Origin of the sequence: Vibrio neonatus (assembly GCF_024346975.1) — a bacterium.
In the GTDB taxonomy this organism is placed as follows: domain Bacteria; phylum Pseudomonadota; class Gammaproteobacteria; order Enterobacterales; family Vibrionaceae; genus Vibrio; species Vibrio neonatus.
Genome location: NZ_AP024885.1, coordinates 299,973 through 320,097, shown reverse-complemented (window position 1 = coordinate 320,097; position 20,125 = coordinate 299,973). Strand labels below are relative to the sequence as shown.

14 protein-coding genes are annotated in these 20,125 nt (G+C 42.5%); 6 read left to right on the top strand and 8 right to left on the bottom strand.

All coding sequences use genetic code 11. The features are described 5' to 3' along the window. Window positions 1–43: 43 nt before the first annotated feature. Window positions 44–2,056, bottom strand: coding sequence for an RNase E specificity factor CsrD (gene csrD / locus OCU38_RS01555; RefSeq protein WP_261823500.1), 2,013 nt, complete (start codon window positions 2,054–2,056; stop codon window positions 44–46). A gap of 616 nt (window positions 2,057–2,672) precedes the next feature. On the opposite strand from csrD, the gene OCU38_RS01550 reads away from it, so the two are divergent. The 3 genes from OCU38_RS01550 to OCU38_RS01540 all read left to right on the top strand — a co-directional run bounded on the left by OCU38_RS01550 (window position 2,673) and on the right by OCU38_RS01540 (window position 5,883). Next, window positions 2,673–3,662 (top strand): ABC transporter substrate-binding protein, encoded by a 990-nt coding sequence (locus tag OCU38_RS01550; protein ID WP_261823499.1) that lies wholly within the window; start codon window positions 2,673–2,675, stop codon window positions 3,660–3,662. Window positions 3,663–3,731: 69 nt separating this feature from the next. After that, a complete protein-coding gene (locus OCU38_RS01545; protein WP_021712440.1) occupies window positions 3,732–4,631 on the top strand; it encodes an ABC transporter permease in 900 nt (299 codons plus the stop codon). Beyond that, complete coding sequence (locus OCU38_RS01540; protein WP_261823498.1) at window positions 4,624–5,883, top strand: quaternary amine ABC transporter ATP-binding protein; 1,260 nt, start codon at window positions 4,624–4,626, stop codon at window positions 5,881–5,883. Before OCU38_RS01545 ends, OCU38_RS01540 begins: the two co-directional genes overlap by 8 nt. An 81-nt stretch (window positions 5,884–5,964) precedes the next feature. Here OCU38_RS01540 and OCU38_RS01535 read toward each other — a convergent pair whose 3' ends face one another. Continuing rightward, complete coding sequence (locus OCU38_RS01535) at window positions 5,965–6,894, bottom strand: LysR family transcriptional regulator (RefSeq protein ID WP_021712442.1); 930 nt, start codon at window positions 6,892–6,894, stop codon at window positions 5,965–5,967. Between the two features lie 123 nt (window positions 6,895–7,017). On the opposite strand from OCU38_RS01535, the gene OCU38_RS01530 reads away from it, so the two are divergent. Then, entirely contained in the window at window positions 7,018–8,220 is a 1,203-nt protein-coding gene (locus OCU38_RS01530; protein WP_261823497.1) for an MFS transporter, read from the top strand. Between the two features lie 114 nt (window positions 8,221–8,334). Here the strand turns inward: OCU38_RS01530 and focA are convergent, their stop codons facing one another. After that, a complete protein-coding gene (gene focA, locus OCU38_RS01525; protein WP_261823496.1) occupies window positions 8,335–9,186 on the bottom strand; it encodes a formate transporter FocA in 852 nt (283 codons plus the stop codon). 327 nt (window positions 9,187–9,513) lie between these two features. On the opposite strand from focA, the gene OCU38_RS01520 reads away from it, so the two are divergent. Next, a complete protein-coding gene (locus OCU38_RS01520; RefSeq protein ID WP_261823495.1) occupies window positions 9,514–10,878 on the top strand; it encodes an MATE family efflux transporter in 1,365 nt (454 codons plus the stop codon). A gap of 28 nt (window positions 10,879–10,906) precedes the next feature. Here OCU38_RS01520 and OCU38_RS01515 read toward each other — a convergent pair whose 3' ends face one another. Then, window positions 10,907–11,824 carry a M14 family metallopeptidase gene (locus OCU38_RS01515; protein WP_261823494.1) on the bottom strand — a complete coding sequence of 306 codons (918 nt, stop codon included), beginning with the start codon at window positions 11,822–11,824 and terminating at the stop codon, window positions 10,907–10,909. Window positions 11,825–12,544: 720 nt separating this feature from the next. On the opposite strand from OCU38_RS01515, the gene pykF reads away from it, so the two are divergent. Continuing rightward, window positions 12,545–13,957 (top strand): pyruvate kinase PykF, encoded by a 1,413-nt coding sequence (gene pykF, locus OCU38_RS01510; protein ID WP_152821408.1) that lies wholly within the window; start codon window positions 12,545–12,547, stop codon window positions 13,955–13,957. A 468-nt stretch (window positions 13,958–14,425) separates the two neighbouring features. Here the strand turns inward: pykF and ilvN are convergent, their stop codons facing one another. From ilvN to leuO, 4 genes are all read right to left on the bottom strand, one after another. Further along, window positions 14,426–14,920 carry an acetolactate synthase small subunit gene (ilvN, locus tag OCU38_RS01505; RefSeq protein ID WP_021712448.1) on the bottom strand — a complete coding sequence of 165 codons (495 nt, stop codon included), beginning with the start codon at window positions 14,918–14,920 and terminating at the stop codon, window positions 14,426–14,428. Window position 14,921: 1 nt separating this feature from the next. After that, window positions 14,922–16,643 (bottom strand): acetolactate synthase 3 large subunit, encoded by a 1,722-nt coding sequence (locus OCU38_RS01500; RefSeq protein ID WP_261823493.1) that lies wholly within the window; start codon window positions 16,641–16,643, stop codon window positions 14,922–14,924. 357 nt (window positions 16,644–17,000) lie between these two features. After that, a complete protein-coding gene (locus tag OCU38_RS01495; RefSeq protein WP_261823492.1) occupies window positions 17,001–18,830 on the bottom strand; it encodes an AMP-dependent synthetase/ligase in 1,830 nt (609 codons plus the stop codon). Between the two features lie 222 nt (window positions 18,831–19,052). Further along, window positions 19,053–20,021, bottom strand: coding sequence for a transcriptional regulator LeuO (gene leuO / locus OCU38_RS01490; RefSeq protein WP_172972825.1), 969 nt, complete (start codon window positions 20,019–20,021; stop codon window positions 19,053–19,055). Window positions 20,022–20,125 lie beyond the last annotated feature (104 nt).

The following is a 20,125-nucleotide window of genomic DNA, read 5'->3' as shown; positions in this document are numbered from 1 at the left end:
TGTATTACCACTTAGTATTTTTAGAGCCAATAAAAAATGCTGATTAGTTATTGGTTACTTTATTTTTCCACCTATTCCGTCTTCCTGGAATAGTCGATTTTACCGCTAAAGGTTGAGAGATAACTGGGGCAATAAAATCACTTTCTTCTGCAAAGAAACGGCCTTGACCACCGTCTATTCCCAAATTCACTAATTGTTGCCATTCACGCTTTGTCTCTACACCCACAGCAATTACTTTGGTATCTGTATTTGCACATGCCCCTATTAGGCTACGAATGTACAATTGGTTTTCTGAACGTCTTTCTATATTGCGTACTAGGCTTCTATGCAATTTAAGGTAATCAATGGTCGAATCTTTAATATAGTGCGAACTAATTATGGTACGCCCAGCTTGATTAACGATGACCTTACAGCCTAGAGCAGACAACATTTTAAGCACTCTGCGAATAGAATCTAAGTAAGTCACCATCGGCCCTTCCATAAATTCAAAGGCCAATCTTTGTCTTTGTTTAGGTGTTAATTGCAGTAGCTCATTCCTAAACCAATCAAAATGAGAACGATACCTAAACGGTTGTGCATATAGATTAATAGAATAGCATGAATCAAGACTGTCTTGCTTTAAAAATTTAACTACGTTTATCAACACGTTCCGATCAAGTTGTCGCTCATATCCCACTTGTCGTATTGCAGGGCTAAACTTAGACGCTTTTAATGTTTCGCCTTTTTCATCACGTATTCGACTAAAGAGTTCGTGATGAATAAATTCAACTTCTCCCCTGTCATCCAATAGATAACATGGCTGCTTAATTAGGGTTAATTTACTGGCATCCAATTGCTGATCAAAAAGGGTTCTCCAGCGCACACTGCCTCTTTCTGAGGACGGCATGCTGCGCTTTTTAAAGCGACTCCAATTATTAGAACCTTCTAATTGCGCACTTTTCAGTGCCGTTTCAACTTCGTTTAATATATCGCTCTTCCGCTCGCCTTGTTTATAGACCGTCATGCCCGCATGAATCCAATTATCAGGATCATGCTCTGGCAGAGGTTCTAACTTACTGGCTTGCTTTAATATTTGTGAAGCCAAGCTAGACACTTCAACTTGAGACTGGTTTGGAATAAGCACCGCAAACGTAGACTCAAAATAACGCGCAAAAACCACATCAGGAAAACGATTAATACAATTGGTTAGGGCATCACCTAAAGCAATAATTAAACGATCTTTCTGTTGCTTGCTTTCTGGGCCTCGAATATCGGCCCAATCATTAACCTGAATAATTATAATACCACCCGCAGCATTACTTTCTGTGAGGGTTGACTCTAATTTATTATCAAAAGACAAACGGTTAGCAGCGCCTGTCAGTTGATCAAGAAAGGTTTGCGAACGAATAAACGTATCAAATCGGCTTCTTTCTTGTCGCGCATCTTGTAATTCTGCTATTAATTTATCGAGCGCTTCACTTGCGGTATAAGGCCATTCGAGATGATCGCCCACTGCATATTGTTCAACCCGCCCCGCTAATATCATTCTGGCTCTTTCTTCTAATAGCTCAGAACCTTGCAACTGAACTTTTAGCCAGCGCACCCCTTGCACCAAACAAAGGACAATTAAGCCAAAAGCGAGAGTAATTGATGACAATGCCCCCACGGAGTAGTGATAACCAATATAAGGCGGCAGTAATTTAATGTTAACGGTATGCGAGGGATTAAGGGTGAGCGGCGTGGAAATAGAGATCAATCGCGTTTGATCATAGCGAGTTTCGGTGTCGTTATACTGAAAAATAACCGCATGCGGCGTCGTAACTTCGAGCTCAATAATATTACTGGCTTTAATAAGCTTGGGGATCCAACGGCGTAACTCACTGGTATTTACATGCTCGAGAAGTTGCTGATCGATAACTTTGGTCACGCTTTGCACTGAGTGCTTTGTGTATTCTTCGCCGAGTTGTTTAAGCGATAATGCGCCTCCTACAAAGAGGATAAACACAGCGCCAATAACTATCATGGTCACAAATGCAACCAAACGGGTGCTAAGCTTGAGTGAAGGGGTTGCTCTCATGAAGATTCAATCCTTGAATTTCATTGGTAATCTTAAGGATATACAGGTCCGAACCGAATGAAACCATTTTACAAAAAAAATAAGGCTCAGTTACCAAAAATGATCTCTAAAAAGGCCATTTTGTTATTTGACGACTCATTATCTATTAATTTATTTTGCATAAAAATACGCAAAATCCATCACTGTATTACTTAAAGTAATACTGATATTGGTAGAGCCTCAATAAACAGGTGCACTTTGCCTCTTTGCTCATCAATAATCAACCTTAATGTAGTAGTGAGTATTGTGATGCGCAGCGTTCTATTCAACCCTCCTCACATACGCACAATGGTGGCTTACCTAGAATTTAGATGATGTGGTTTTTCCTTCAAAAAATACGCTCACGGATGCTTTTTCTACCTCATCAAGGAAATTATAACTGTTCAAATATGCATATATACACCCATCAAAAATGAGTAGTTTTCGCCTTGCAAGCCTTGATTTGTATACATTTACGGCAAATTTACCAGTAACTCGCTTTCCTACATTCACTTTAGTTCTAAAGAGTTAGGGGTGTAATAGCCATGGGATATAATGTACTCTTTAAAAGAGACCAAATCATACAAAAGGACTTATGATGAAATGGAAACTAGCCTCACTAGCAATAATTGCTAGTGTTTCAAGCCAAGCTCAAGCAGCAGAATGTGGCACAGTGACTATCGCTGACATGAACTGGAATTCAGCGAGTGTTATTGCCAATATCGACCGATTTATCCTTGAACACGGTTATGGCTGTGATGCTGAACTGACTCCAGGCGATACTATGCCTACCGCCACTTCTATGGTCGAAAAAGGCCAACCTGATATTGCACCAGAACTTTGGACTAACTCAGTTAAAGACGCCATTGAAAAAGGCGTTGCAGAAGGGCGACTTGCTTATGCAGGTAAAGCGCTAGTTGACGGTGGTGAAGAAGGCTTTTGGGTGCCATCCTATTTAGTGAAACAGTACCCAGAACTTGCGACCATTGAAGGGGTTAAAAAGCACGCTAAGCTATTTACCCACCCTGAAGATCCTGATGTAGCGGGTTTCTACGGTTGTCCAGCTGGTTGGGGATGTCAGATTTCTGGCGGAAACCTATTTAAAGCTTTAGAACTAGACAAAGCGGGTTTTGAATTAATTGATTCCGGCTCAAGTGCTGGTCTTTCAGGTTCTATCGCGAAAGCCTATGAGCGCAAAGAAGGTTGGTTTGGCTACTACTGGGCACCTACCGCTGTCTTGGGTAAATACGAGATGGTAAAAGTTGATTTTGGTAGTGGCGTCAACGAACAAGAGTTTGTGAACTGTATTGCAGTTGAAGGCTGTGAAAGCAAAACCGTTTCTATGTACCCGCCCTCTCCAGTTAACACAGTTGTCGTTTCTAGCTTTGCCAGTAAAAACCCAGCGGCAATGGAATACCTAGCTAAACGTGGCTTTAAAAACAGCGATATGAACAAGCTGTTAGCGTGGATGGAAGACGAACAAGCCAGTTCAGAAGACACCATGTATCACTTCTTTGAGACTTCACCTGAAATCTGGAAACAGTGGGTCTCTCCAGAAATTGCTAAGAAAATCACTAGCAACCTCTAATCTCTTCATAAGCCATAAAATAAAGGGTAACTCAATCAGTTACCCTTTCGACTATATAAAGGAATGTATATGTTCGATAGCAGTTGGTTGTCCAGTTTTCCCGAAATTGATCGCTCAACCATGCGCACCATCCGCAAAACATTAGACGGTGCGTATAAAGATTTTTCGAGAGAATATGGCGACTTCATCGAATCCTTATTTGATCCCCTTCTTTCATTTTTGGTGTGGTTTGAAAAGCTATTACTTGCCACGCCTTGGTTCATCGTACTGGCAGTCATCACCGCCCTTATCTATCTTGCCAGTCGCTCATTAAAACTCACTATTGGCGGTGTGATTGCACTGCTCTTTATTGGCTATTTAGGGATGTGGGACGACACCATGCGCACCCTAAGTATTATTACGGTTTGTACTGCGCTCGCCATTATTGTAGGTATCCCGATAGGCATAGCAATGGCACGCTCTAATCGAGTGCAAAGTGTTGTCACTCCTATTCTCGACATCATGCAAACCATGCCCGCTTTTGTGTATTTGATTCCTGTGGTCATGCTATTAGGTATCGGCAAAATCCCTGGGCTTATTGCGGTGGTCATTTATGCGATTCCTCCAGTAATTCGCCTAACCAACCTTGGTATCCGCTTGGTTGATAAGGAAGTAATGGAAGCAGCTACTGCCTTTGGCGCAAGCCGCAGTCAGCGCCTATTTGGGGTGCAGTTGCCTCTAGCAATGCCAACTATCATGGCCGGCATAAACCAAACCGTAATGATGGCGCTATCTATGGTGGTGATTGCTTCTATGATTGGCGTGAAAGGCTTAGGCCAGCCGGTATTAAGATCCATCACCAACCAATACTTCACTTTAGGCCTGCTCAATGGCTTGGCAATTGTGGTGTTAGCTATTCTTATTGACCGTTCAACTCAGGCATACGCCAAACGCACTCAAGCTCACCTAGGAGATTTAAGACATGACTAAACCTCTAATTAAGATCTCCGGCCTGTATAAGATTTTCGGCCCTAAACCTGAGTCTGTTTTACCTTTGGTAAAACAAGGCTTGAGTAAAGACGATGTGCTAGCCAAAACCGGTCACACTGTTGGGCTAAAAGACATCAACCTTGAAATTAATAATGGTGAGATTTTCGTCATAATGGGCTTGTCGGGTTCTGGAAAATCCACTTTGATTCGTCACTTCAACCGTCTAATAGACCCAACCGAGGGGCAAATTGATGTGGAAGGGACGGATGTTATGCAATATGGACCTAAAGAACTGGAAACATTTCGTCGTCATAAAATGTCGATGGTATTCCAACGCTTTGGTTTATTGCCGCACCGCAAAGTCATCGACAATGTGGCGTATGGTTTAGAGATCCAAGGTATAGATAAAGCTCAGCGTTTAGATAAAGCGTCACAATGGATCGAGACGGTTGGGCTTAAGGGTTACGATGATCAATACCCTTCTCAACTCTCTGGCGGACAGCAGCAGCGAGTGGGTTTAGCCCGTGCCTTATGTACTGATGCTGAAATTCTATTGATGGATGAGGCTTTTTCTGCGCTTGATCCTCTCATTAGAAGTGAAATGCAAGATCAGCTGATTGAGCTACAAGAGAAGCTACATAAAACCATTATTTTCATCACTCATGATTTGGATGAAGCACTGCGCATCGGTGACAAAATTGCCATCTTGAAAGACGGCGAGCTAGTTCAGCAAGGAACTCCGGATGAAATTCTTCTCAACCCTGCTACTGCTTATGTAGAAGCGTTTGTCAAAGACGTCAACAGAGCCCGCGCGCTGACGGTAGAAACTGTGATGCAAAAACCATCATTACGCATTACTCACAGCACCATAGAAGGTGCGCTAAAGCAGATGAGAAACTCTGTCCATGATTACGGCTACCACGTCACTGATGAGGGTTATCAAGGTTTAATTACCGAAGAAGCTCTGCAAGAAGCGGCCGATGATGACGCTATCGATAATATCGAACCTAGCTTGTATGAAGATGTGCCGACTATCTCTTGTGAATCTGCCATTGAGGAAGTTCTGACTGAAGCGATTTCATCGGATTACTCATTACCGGTGATCAACGATGACGGCGAGCTAGAAGGTACTCTAGAAAGAGAAAAAGTTGCGGATATATTCTCTGACAAAGAAGCAAAAGAGAGCACCAAAGACGAGCAAGTTAAACAAGAATCGACTAAACAAGAGCCAACAAAAGAAGCCAGCGCCTAACTCAGCACATAACGCTCTCTTTTATTAGTCTTAATAAAGGTCTGATACTGCACTCATTGTTAACCACAATAGGTGTTTATATCAGGCCTTTGCTTTTTCTTGCTCTGCAAAAGCCTCATACAAGAAATCTAAGAACAGGCGAATTCGCTTTGGTTGGTGTCTTTTATCCAGATAGTACACCTTAAGGTCAGTACTGCGCTCTGTAGTTGCAGAGCTGAAATTTTTCACATAATCATCCAGCACTGTGCACAAGCGGCCTTGCTCCACATCGGTTTGAATATCTAACAGTGACTTCATCGCAATCCCATGCCCACTTAAGGCTAATTGCTTAATGATCTCTCCATCATCAGATAAGTACTTAGGATTAACGATCACAGACTGCAGTTTAGTACCTTTTCGAAAATACCAAGTTTTAAGCTCCTGTTGAGAGCTCAACATCACTAAAGCGGCATGATCTTTTAGGTCACTTGGCGTCTTTGGCACACCTTGTTGTTTTAAGTATTGCGGTGAGGCGCACAACACCCTTGTACTTTCTCCTAGTCTTCGTCCGATGATATTGACATCATCCAACTCGCCATAGCGAATAACAATATCAACGCCACTTTCTGCCACGTTGTGGACATGATCATTCAGATAAAGGTGCGGAGTCACTTCGGGGTATTTGGCTGTAAAATCGGCAATGATAGGTAAAATGAGCTGCTTACCTATATCTTTTGGGGCGATGATTTTTATTGGCCCCTGTGAAGAGCGAACTCCCTTAGTAATGAGATTTTCTACTTCATAGACACTGTCTAAAATATCCAAACACGAGCGATAGTACACCTCCCCAGAATCGGTCAATGAAATATGCCGAGTGGTTCGGTTGAGTAATTTCACCCCATAGCGATCTTCTAGTGCTTTCAAACGAGTAGTAATAGAAGCGGCCGACACCCCTAACTCACGCGCAGCCCCAGCCATGCTTTGTAATTTAACGATGACCGCGAACATCTGCATATCAGAGAATTTACCCATCACCACCCTTCATTGTTTAGCTATTTTAAATAATGTATTCAGTTTTTAGTCAATTATCAATCTGTGAATAATAATCCATAATATTCACAGATAATCCCATCAGCATAACTATCGGAGCTGAATATGAGCCAACAAAAAATGCCAATGCAGGTATGGATCTTAACACTGGCGGCTTTTGCCATAGGCACCGCAGAATTTGTCATTGCCGGCATATTGCCGCAAATAGCCACCTCGCTATCCATTACAGAAGGCCAAGCCGGCTACCTAATCAGTGCTTACGCATTAGCCATTGTTATTGGTGGTCCAATATTGACCATCTACCTTGCCAAGTTCAATAAAAAGAACGTTCTCATTGGCTTAATGGGGCTGTTTATCTTAGGCAATATCCTTTCAGCCCTTGCACCTAACTACACTTTACTATTAGTTAGTCGCGTTATTGCTGGCCTAGTTCAAGGTCCTTTCTATGGTATTGGCGCTGTTGTTGCCACTAATCTAGTGTCAGAAAAAATGGCAGGTCGAGCTGTAGGACAAATGTTTGCTGGCCTCACCTTGGCTAACGTATTAGGCGTACCTGCTGGTACTTGGATCAGCTTAACATTCGGCTGGAGCAACACCTTCTTCACTGTAGCCGCATTTGGCGCTGTAGCACTTGTATTTATTATGCTTGCTATTCACTCATCAGGTCATAGTGAAGCGAAAAGCATCAAAACTCAGCTACTTGCCTTTAAAAACCCTATGCTACTGATCAGTTTAGCCATTACCGCTTTTGCATGGTCAGGGTTTATGACTCTGTATGGCTACATTGCCCCTATCGCAATGCATGTTACTGGCTTTGGACAAGACTCTGTTACTTGGATATTAGTGCTAGTTGGTGTCGGTTTAATTATTGGTAATACCTTAGGCGGCCGCTCTTCAGATAAAAGCTTAGCCAAAGCATCGATGTTTTGGGCTATTGCATTAATTGCATCACTGCTATTAGTCGGTGTATTTACCGACAACAAAGTGCTGTTCGTTATCTCATTATTTATCTTTGGTATCGCTTCATTTGCCAACGTACCAGCAATGCAATTACGAGTTATGAACCATGGCGGTGAAGGTCAAGAGCTAGCGGCGACTGCCAACATCTCTGCTTTCAACTTGGCTAACGCATTTGGTGGCTTCCTTGGTGGAATGGTGTTAGATGGACACCTTGGCGCAAGCATGATTCCATACACAGCTATCGTTGTACCTCTTATTGGATTGCTACTGATTGCCAAAGCCAATAAAGCGGAAGCAAAAACATCATCATTAGAGACTGAGGATGCTGCGGTAGTAACAGCAAGCTAACAGAGCGCCTTAACTTTATAAAACAAAGACATAACGCTATAAAACATAGACATTTCCGATAAAAAGGCCCCTTAATAACCAGTTATTAAGGGGCCTTTTTATCGGAAACAATGATTATTCTTTTAGATAAATCATCCAGAAATAGATACCCACGAATAAACCGCCACCGATAATATTCCCTATCGTGACTGGAATCAGGTTGTTAACAACAAAATCGGCTACGTTAAGGTCAGCGTAGTTAGCAATATTCGCACCTGTCATTTGCCAAAACTCAGCAGGAGCAAAAGTTTTAATCGCAATCGCCATAGGAACTTGGAACATATTCGCAATACTATGCTCAAAACCAGATGCCACAAACATCGCCACCGGAAGAATCAAAATAACCACTTTATCGGTCAATGAACGGGCACTAAATGTCATCCAAATGGCAAGACATACCAATAAGTTACACATAAGTCCAAGTGCGACTGCTTGCCAAAATGTATGGTGTAATTTGTGTTGTGAGATAGCCATGGCATTCAAACCCATTAACCCACCGTCACTCATGTATTCTTTAGTAATCATCATAATGATGATAAGCAAAGATGCGCCGACAAAGTTACCTACATAAACCACCGCCCAGTTTTTAAAAAGGGCGCGCCATGTCACTCGTCCACTGGCTTTCGCCACTAAAGTTAATACGCTACTGGTAAACAGTTCACCACCGGTAATCACTACCAGAATAAGCCCTAAACTAAAGGCTAAGCCTCCCATAAACTTTGCCATGCCATAAGGCATTTCTGCTGCGCCCGTCGTTACTACGGTATAAAAGACAAAGGCAATACCTATGTGCATACCTGCGGCAATGGCGAGAAGAAACGATTTTAGTTGGTTTTTATTTACTTTGCTTTCTCCCACTTCTGCAGCACGCTCTGCCATCTGTGGGGGTAAAAGAGATTCAAACTGTGTAGGGTTTTGATCAGCCATTTTTTGTACTTATTGTTGATTGAATTAAAGTGAACGCAGAATTTACGCTGTATCAAAAATGTTTCATAGAGCTAATTTCGCAACCTTAATTTGCTTCTTGTTAACTATAAACACTCAATTCATTACCAATATAGACACAATAAATAACCCGTAGTTAATCAATAACTTTCATGAAGTGTTTATTTTCTATGTGGTTACAATAATCATACAAATAGAAGGGACTATATTAATCCTCGAAGATCTGTACCTCTCTATATAGGGAAACCCCTTTCATATCTGCTATTTTGCTAGATAATAGATCCAACTTACCTCACCTCTATAACTAGAATGACCGCCGAAGCAATTAACAATAATGAGTCTGTAAGCCGAGTTTTTTGGCGATTTGCTATTCCATCTGTCACTGCCATGCTGATCACTGGCTTGTACCAAATAATCGATGGGATCTTTGTCGGTCACTATGTTGGTTATGCAGGTCTTGCCGGGATCAATATGGCGTGGCCGATCATTGCCACTATTATGGGGCTCGGCATTTTAATTGGTATGGGGGCAGGTAGCCTGATCTCTATGTTCCGTGGAGAGAAGCAATACCAAAAAGCAGCCTTAGTATTACAAACAGCCATCAGCCTAACGATTATGTTTTCACTGATCTCTATGCCTATCGTGGCAATATGGGGCAAAGATCTGTTGATATTGCAAGGAGCAGTAGGTGATTCGCTCATGCATGGCTATGACTACCTAAAGGTCTTCATATTTAGTGCTCCCGCGGCCATTGCTTCTGCTGTCACACCAATGCTAGTACGCAATGACAACAGCCCTAAAATAGCCACGGCTTTAACTATCATTGGTGCGCTACTCAATATTGTATTGGATTACCTTTATATCGGTGTATTCGAGCAAGGCTTGCAAGGTGCTGCCATTGCAACCGCTCTATCGCAGTCTGTGGTTATCTTGTTGGGGCTGATTTACTTTCTTTCCCAGCACGCCGAGATTCGCCTCACTCGCCTTGCATTCGATATCAAAAAGGCAATCCGCATTTGTCACTTAGGGGCATCCAGTATGCTGATGTTCGCCTACTTTTCTTTTGTGGTGGCGTTACATAATCGATTACTCATGGAGTATGGCAGTGAGCTGCACGTTGGTGCGTTCGCTATCATTGGCTATATCGCCACTATGTATTATCTATTTGCGGAAGGGATTGCGTCGGGTATGCAACCGCCAATAAGTTATGACTTTGGGGAACAGCGCTATCATCGCATCAAAGGCACCTTAATCTTGGCGCTGAAAGTGGTGTTAATTTCTGGGGTAGTCACCGTTGTTTTGCTCGCGCTATTTCCTGAATTTTTTATCGGCTGGTTTTCTGATTCACCCGATCTTATTACTACCGCAGTCTCTGGTATGCGATTACATCTATGCGCACTCTTTCTCGATGGCGTGTTGTTTTTAGCGTCCGTCTATTTTATGGCGGTAGGAAAAGCGGCTAAGGCCATGTTTGTTTCTATTGGCAATATGATTGTCCAACTGCCTTTTCTATTCTTGGTGCCGCAATGGCTAGGAGTTGATGGGGTTTGGCTAGCTGTACCTATGTCGAACGTTGTGCTAACGCTGATTGTCGTTCCTATGATGTGGAAAGACATAGCAATACTCATGAATAAAAAGGTAGTGATTAATGAGCCTGTTATCGCCAGCTCTTAATCATCACCTCTTAATCATTACATCAGACTTATAAAGCTTTAAGGTAATCAAGCATACCCGTAATTGCAGCTACTTGCGCACGGTTACATTGCTGTGGTGTTGCTTTAGCGCTATCGGGATACACTTCTGTCGTTGTGGTATATTTTGCCTTGCTAAAACCAGCACATAAACCAAGTGCCTGTAATGGGTAGTTAATGACGCCATGTTGCACCACTGGCGAGCCAATGATAGTGCCATCAGGATCGGGTGGCGCAATGTGAGTGACCTTTTGTACTGATTCAATAATGCCCGTTTGCATCTGCGCACATGGGTTTTCAGTATCCCCTACCGTATAAAACCCGTCCGGGATAGTACCTGCGACATATTCTTGACCATCACGAGCCGCTAGGGCAGGACGAAACTCTTGTTCGTCGCTATCTGTCGTCTCGTGCAGATCGATATGCGCGAAAATATCCACGGCTAAATCTTGCACAAACTTCATCACTAATGCTGACTCAGGTGCAGGGCTATTTTTGACAAACGAACGGTTCGGGTCGATAGCATCGGGGTTCCAGCGGTTAATGATCTCATAACCCCATGGAGAGACACATGGCGCAACCAGTAAATTAAAGTGCGCTAAATATGCAGAAGCCGTTTCTTTTAAAAATAACAGTGCACCTTGCACACCGCTGGTTTCGTAGCCATGTACTCCACCGGTAATCAGCACGCTAGGCTTGTGCTCATCCCATGCTTTAGACTTAAAACCAAACAAAGGATAAGAGCCAGATTCGTACTCAAGTTCACCATATTGAATGCGCTCAAAGTCATCACCAATTTGCTCCATTTTCAACACGACTTCTTGCTGATAAGAGCGTTGTATGTGGCGACTTTCACGCCATTGTCGCACCTCTTTTGAGGTCCATTTTATTCCTGGGGTACCAATTGGATAAAACTGTGCTTGCTGCATGTGCGCATTCCATAATAAGTGAACATGCGTCTTAGACTACCACACTCGCAAACAGATAATTAACACGCAGCAATAGCTTGCAACCTTTCAATACAGGCAAGGCGATGCCAATTTATTGCACCGATACAAAATGTAACAAAATACCGAGACATCCCAAGATAAGCTCAAAAACACCATCATTACTGCGCAGCAATCAATCACACTCAATCTTTGCATATTCAGCTTATTTTTGACTGATCAGGCTATTTCTTAATCCATTACTGCTGAAAATATCGCAAACTCAGTCGATGTTTTACTGGGTTATGTGGCTGGTAACACCCTGAATCGAAGCCATTTTTGAGTAAAAGAATTATTTTATTGTTAAAAATAATTCTTTTGCGCTAAAACCTTGTTCTAAGACAATTCTAAACCGTGAATTTGAACTATTTCGGTGTTAGAATCCGACGCCAGAAAGAAACTTTATTACAAAATTGATATCGTTAGTCACAGAGCTAATGTTGCTTTATTCGTGATCTAGCGATGAATTTGGTGAAAAATCACGCAAAAACTGTGCTAAAAATGATTGATTTTGTGTGATAAGTCGCCAAGGTTGCCTATAATAACTTCCGAGTCATCTAATAGAAGGACTCCGTAGAATTTTGTAATTTAATTACAAATGAAGTAATATAGCCGCCAGTACCCTATTTAAACTTATGTAATACTTACCGGAGAGTATTTTCCATGAAAAAGACCAAAATCGTATGTACGATTGGCCCTAAAACTGAATCTGTAGAGAAGCTGACTGAACTAGTAAATGCAGGCATGAACGTAATGCGCCTGAACTTCTCTCACGGTAACTTTGAAGAGCACGCTGGCCGTATCACAAACTTCCGTGAAGTTATGTCTAACGTAGGTAAGCAACTAGCTATCCTTCTAGACACTAAAGGTCCAGAAATCCGTACAATCAAACTAGAAGACGGCAATGACGTTGATCTAGTAGCTGGTCAAGAATTCACTTTCACTACAGACGCATCTGTAGTGGGTAACAAAGACATCGTTGCTGTAACTTACCTTGGTTTCGCAAACGACCTAACTGCTGGTAACACTATCCTAGTAGACGACGGTCTAATCGAAATGGAAGTTCTTGCTACTACTGAAACTGAAGTTAAGTGTAAAGTTCTTAACAACGGTGCACTAGGCGAAAACAAAGGTGTTAACCTTCCTGGCGTTTCTGTTCAACTTCCTGCTCTTTCTGAGAAAGATAAAGCTGACCTTAAATTTGGTTGTGAGCAAGGCGTTGATTTCGTTGCTGCTTCTTTCATCCGTAAAGAAGAAGACGTTAAAGAAATCCGTGAGCTTCTAAACGCTAACGGTGGCGAAAACATCCACATCATCTCTAAAATCGAAAACCAAGAAGGTGTTGATAACTTCGACGCAATTCTTGAAGCTTCTGACGGCATCATGGTTGCTCGTGGCGATCTAGGTGTTGAAATCCCAGCAGAAGAAGTAATCTTCGCTCAGAAAATGATGATTGAGAAATGTAACCGTGCTCGTAAGATGGTTATCACTGCAACTCAAATGCTTGATTCTATGATTCAAAACCCACGTCCAACTCGCGCAGAAGCGGGTGACGTTGCAAACGCAATCATGGATGGTACTGATGCTGTAATGCTTTCTGGTGAAACTGCGAAAGGTAAGTACCCAGTTGAAGCTGTTACTATCATGGCTCAAATCGCTAACCGTACTGACGGCGCACTTAAAGCTGAACTAGGTTCTCGTCTAGACAGCCCACGTCTACGCATCACTGAAGCAGTATGTAAAGGCGCAGTAGACACAGCTGAAAAACTAGCAGCTCCTCTAATCATCGTTGCTACTGAAGGCGGCAAGTCTGCACGTTCTGTACGTAAATACTTCCCAACTGCAAGCATCGTTGCTCTAACTACTAACTCTAAGACTGCTGCACAGCTAGTTCTTACTAAGGGTGTTCGTCCAGTTCTTGTTGATTCTATCAACAGCACTGATGAGTTCTACAAAAACGGTAAAGAATACGTTCTTGAAGCTGGTTTTGGTAAGAAAGGCGACATCGTAGTTATGGTTTCTGGCGCTCTAGTTGCTTCAGGTACTACTAACACTGCATCTGTACACGTACTGTAATTTACAGCTACCTAGCAGATACAAAAAAGAGAGCCTTTTGGCTCTCTTTTTTTATGTCTTTTTTACAACAGGTTCTACTAGAAAGAAAATAGCTCACGACGATGAGTGTTCATTAACAGAACTAACGGAAGGAAATAAACGGCATTAAATACCATTGCCATTCCCAATAATCCACCTACAACCAATCTTACAAATGCAGTTCGTAACATACTGTGCCTCTATATGATCACAAAGTTAGGCAATCCCTATCTGACTCAGCGATAACGTGTCTAAAAACTCACTGCAACCAGTGTATCGTTCAAAAAAGCACCACGCAATCATATTGCGATCCACATTTACGTTTGCTAAACATTCCAACATAAAAAAGCCACCTCAATAATAGAGATGGCTCAATAAAAAATAGTTAACTTTCAAAAGAGTATGTGCTGTTTATTCACTGATTCTTTTGAGTCGACGCAGTATTGGTAACTAAGCTTTCAACGCTCGTTCACCACGGGCTAATCCAACCACACCACTTCTTGCCACTTCAATCACATCGGTGATTTCAGAAATAGCTTTAATAAAAGCGTCCAGTTTTTCACTTGTGCCTGCCAGTTGCACCGTATATTGAGAGGCCGTAACATCCACAATCTGGCCGCGGAAAATATCGGCGGTACGTTTTACTTCAGCGCGAGCAAAACCCGAAGCTTTCAGTTTCACCATCATCAGTTCACGCTCAATGTAGTCAGACTCTGTCACTTCCTGAACTTTAAGTACGTCGATCAGTTTGTGCAGTTGCTTCTGAATTTGCTCCAGTTGTAGCTCATCGGTTTCGGTGGTGATATTCAAACGAGATAAGGTTTCATCGTCTGTCGGTGAAACGGTTAGCGATTCAATGTTGTAACCACGTTGAGAAAATAACCCAACCACTCGCGACAATGAGCCCGGTTGGTTTTCCATTAATAGGGAAATAATGTGTCTCATATTATGTTCTCTCCGTCTTGCTTAGCCACATATTATCCATGCCTTCACCTTTCACTTGCATTGGATAAACATGCTCTGTTTCATCAACACTAATATCTACAAATACCAAACGATCTTTCATATCTAACGCTTTTTGTAGCCCTGATTCCAACTCATCAGGAGAGGAAATGCGCATACCAACATGTCCATAGGCTTCTGCAATGGCGGCGAAATCAGGCACCGATGACATGTATGAGTTGGAGTGGCGTCCTTCATAGATAATATCTTGCCACTGCTTAACCATGCCTAAGAAGCGATTATTCAGGTTGATGATTTTCACTGGAATGCCGTATTGCAACGCTGTCGACAGCTCTTGAATATTCATTTGAATACTGCCGTCACCGGTTACCACTACCACCTCTTCCTCTGGATGAGCAAACTTCACGCCCATGCCGGCTGGCAAACCAAAGCCCATAGTGCCAAGACCACCGGAGTTAATCCAACGACGAGACTGCTTAAATGGGTAGTATAAGGCCGCAAACATCTGATGCTGGCCGACATCGGAGGCCACGTAGGCATCACCATTGGTGAGCTTATGTAGGGTCTCTATCACCTGCTGAGGCTTGATTTTATCGGCGGACTTTTCATAGGCTAAGCAATCACGCTCACGCCAAGTTTGAATCTCATCCCACCAAAGTTGTAGTGCTTGTTGATCGTTACTTGCGTCTTGGTTTTCTAACAATGACACCATGCATTCCAGCACTTTATCGGCAGAACCGACAATCGGCAGATCCGCTCGCACATTTTTCGATACCGAGGATGGGTCGATATCAATATGAATAACTTTTGCGTCTGGACAGTATTTTTCTAAATTGTTGGTGGTGCGGTCGTCAAATCTAACCCCAACACCAAAGATAAGGTCGGCATTATGCATCGCCATATTTGCTTCATAGGTGCCGTGCATGCCAAGCATACCTAGCGAGTTAGCGTGCATTCCAGGAAAGGCACCTAAGCCCATTAATGTGCTGACTACTGGCAGTCGTAGCTTCTCGGCTAAGTTAAGTAGATACTTATCTGATTCAGAAATAACCGCGCCACCACCAACGTACAATACTGGCTTTTTCGCTTCGAGCAGGGCTTTTAGCGCCTTCTTAATTTGCCCTTTATGCCCAGCAGTTGTTGGGTTGTAAGAGCGCATTTTAATGCTGCCTGGATATTGAAAAGGGAGCTTAATTTGCGGATTCATGATGTCTTTAGGGACATCAATCACTACCGGACCAGGTCGACCTGTTGAGGCAATAAAAAAGGCTTTTTTAACGGTCTCTGCAATATCTTCAGCACGTTTAACTAAAAAGCTATGCTTCACTATCGGTCTTGAAACACCGACAATATCGCACTCCTGAAAGGCATCATTACCAATTAAGTTATTTGGCACGTTGCCAGAGATAACGATCATTGGGATGGAGTCCATATAGGCAGTCGCGATACCGGTGACGGTATTGGTTGCGCCAGGGCCTGAACAGACTAGCACTACGCCGGGTTTACCCGTGGATCTGGCATAGCCATCAGCCATATGGGTTGCGGCTTGCTCATGACGAACTAAAACGTGCTTAATTTGATCGGTTTTTGCATGCAGGGCATCATAAATATCGAGAACTGAGCCTCCTGGATAACCAAAAATCTGCTCAACTTCTTCTTCGATCAATGACTGGACGATGATTTCTGCGCCAGATAACATTTCCATTAACTCTCTCCTTACCGTTGACGAATAAACTTGGGTTATCTATTCGTTGGGTTTTACATAGTTAGGGCTTATTCGTAGCCTAAAGTCTATTATTCCTTGTCAAAACGGCTGTTTTTCGCCTCAACAATAACTGACTATGTTCCTACCTTCGCCATAGCAAATGTAGGGTTACCGTTCCACCATACAGTTTTTATCCCGCCTCTGTCTACGCTAAAAAACACATTTCATTAACAGAAATATTTAAAGACTCACCACCTATGATTAACCGCTTCTAACTCATTGTTTTTCATAGACCCAAATAAAAATCCCCGCGAGCTTATCAAAGCTGCGGGGATTATTTTTATTCAAGTTAACTCACTACTTTTTCGGCTTTGCCTTAGCTTTGCCTTTTTCATGGTACATTTCTTCAATTTCGTCTTGATAACGATCATTGATGACTTTACGACGTAACTTTTGAGTTGGCGTTAATTCGCCTTTTTCCATAGAGAAGGCTTTAGGCAGTAATTTAAACTTCTTAACCTGCTCAAACTTCGCTAAATTCTTTTGTAGCTCAGTGACGCGTTCTTCAAGCATTTCAACAATTTGGCTATGTTTTAATAATTCCACTTTGTCGTGATACTTGATGTTCAGCTCTTTGGCATACACTTCTAAGGCTTCATAGCTAGGTACGATTAACGCCGAAACAAATTTACGAGTATCTGCGATAACGGCAATTTGCTCGATAAAGTGATCTTTACCTATGGTGCCTTCAACCACCTGCGGTGCAATGTATTTACCACCAGAGGTTTTCATCAACTCTTTGATGCGATCCGTGATAAACAAATTACCATTCTCATCAAAATGCCCTGCATCACCGGTCTTCAAGAAGCCATTTTCATCAAATGTGTTAGCGGTTTCTTCTGGCAACTTGTAATAACCACGCATCACCATAGGGCCGCGAACTAAAATTTCGTTGTTTTCGCCAATCTTAACCTGAGCACCGGGCATCGAAGTACCGATTGAATCAGGATCAAATTTTGGTTCATCCCAGCACGATACCGTGGCTGTCGTTTCAGTCATGCCGTAGCCAAGCTTAACGTTAAGACCTAGAGCATGGAAAAAGCGACCTATTGTCTCATCAAGCTTAGCGCCACCACATGGCATCATAGTGATATTGCCACCCAATAAAGCGCGTAATTTACTTAGCACAAGCTTGTCGGCCAAAGCATGGCTACGTTTTAATAAGTAGGATGGTTTACGCTGTTCTTGCTTACAAAGAGCAATTCTTGCCCCCGTATTAACCGCCCAAGTGAACATGGCTTTTTTGGCTATAGAAGAGTGCGATACTTTTTCATGAATCGCCGAGAAGATCTTCTCATAGAAGCGCGGCACCGCACACATTACGGTTGGCTTCACTTCACCTAACGCATCACGCACTTGCATCGTATCCACAAGGTAGGCATTCGTCGCCCCTGTAAACAGCACAAACATAGTCCATGCACGTTCAAACACATGAGATAGCGGCAAGAAACACAAAGACACATCATCTTTGCTTAGATTTAGACGAGCCACGTGCCCTTCTAACTGTGATGCAAAGTTAGCGTAATCTAGCATTACCCCTTTTGGCTGACCTGTGGTGCCAGAGGTATAAATAAGTGTCACTAGATCGTCTAAGTTGGCATCTTGTATGCGCTTCTCAAACTCATCTTTTACATCTGCTGTGTGATCTTGTGTTTTAACGAAATCATCCCAAGACTGGCTGAAATTATTTTCAGCTAGTGCAATGCTGTCACACATCGCAACGATCAATTCTAGCTGCTCACACTGATCGAAGATTGAAACGGCAATATCGTATTGCTCTTGTTCACCAACGAACAAAACCTTTACGTCTGCATTTTGTAGAACATAAGCTGACTGTTCTGCAGTATTAGTTGGATAGATAGGAACGGTAACGATACGTGCTTGTAGCGCACCAATATCTGCCATTGTCCATTTCGGCATATTATTCGAATAAATACCCACTTTATCCTGAACACTCAATCCTTGAGTCAAAAGCGCCATCGAAACAGCATCCATCTGCTGTCCAAACTGAGACCAAGAAATCCCCTGCCAAGCACCTTTAATTTTGTGCTTAAGTGCAATGCGGCTTCCTCCGTCTACAACTTGCTGACGAACTTTTTTAACAATGTGAAACTCTGAACTGGCCATACACCTCTACCTTTTGGCTTACACCTGTAAGCTGAGTTAGCCAGATAGTTTACAGTCGAGTAATAAAAAGGCAATTACACTCGCGTTTTCTTGCTTCAAAATTGGACATGAATCTTGTTTTTGGGTACTGGTAAGAGCAGTATCAGTGCAATATTGCACATAAAAAAAGCACCGATAACGTTCGCTATCGATGCTTCATAAATTTTTGCAGAATAATTCTAATTATCCTTTAGCAACCACTTCACCACACACGGCCATTAACTGGTCCCTCATCCAGATATGAGCAGCATCATTTTGTCTAGATTCGTGCCAAGTTAGGTAGGCTCTAATCTGAGTTTGCTCACCCGGAAACGGCATAGAGTGCAGCTCTAAACTGGTTGGGAAAAACTCTTTAACCCAACGAGGAACAACACACAATAATTCAGACTGCGCGGCTACCGCGATTAAGTTACCAAGTGTCGCACCACGGTATGAAGATTGAACTTGTAAATCTTTATATACGATATGGTTTAAATCCATCACATCACTGGTTGGCGATAAACTGGCATGTTGTTCATGCAGCAGTTGTTCCATTGATATTTTGGCCGATTGACCAAGACGAGGATGGTCTTTAGCACAAATTACCACTAGCTCATCACTAAAGATCTCTGTGCTTACAAAGTCAGCATTATCAAAATAGGTGTAGCCGATGATGTAGTCGATCTCTTGCTGAATGAGTCGCTCTTGTAGCGACGTGCCACCCAAAGAATCTAGGTTCAATTTCACGCTCGGTGCTTTCTTGGCGGTATTTTTAATTAACTCAGGAGCAAAACGAACATCATTTGGCGTACCGATAGCAATAGAGAATATGCGGCTAGAAGTCGCCGGATCAAACGATGTTCCCGGCAGTTCATTTCTCACCAATTGCAAAGCTTGGCGTACTGGAGTTGATAATTGACGAGCACGTAATGTAGGAGAGATGCCACGCCCTTTACGCATAAAGAGGTCATCTTTAAACATCACCTTTAAACGAGCAACAGCATTACTCACGGCAGGTTGAGACATGTTTAAGTTTTTCGCTGCACGAGTAATATTCTGCTCTTGCATAACAGCATCAAATACGATGAGTAAATTAAGATCAACACCACGTAAAGTGGTGCTTTTTTGATCTACCGCTTGTTGCCAATCATGTGCACTGCTACTCGCCAACATCCGTTCTTCTCTCTATCTATTGTTGTAATGGATAAACTGTTAAATCAGCAAATCATTAATAGGATGAATATTCATTGAAACTAATATGTTTCATATCATCACTA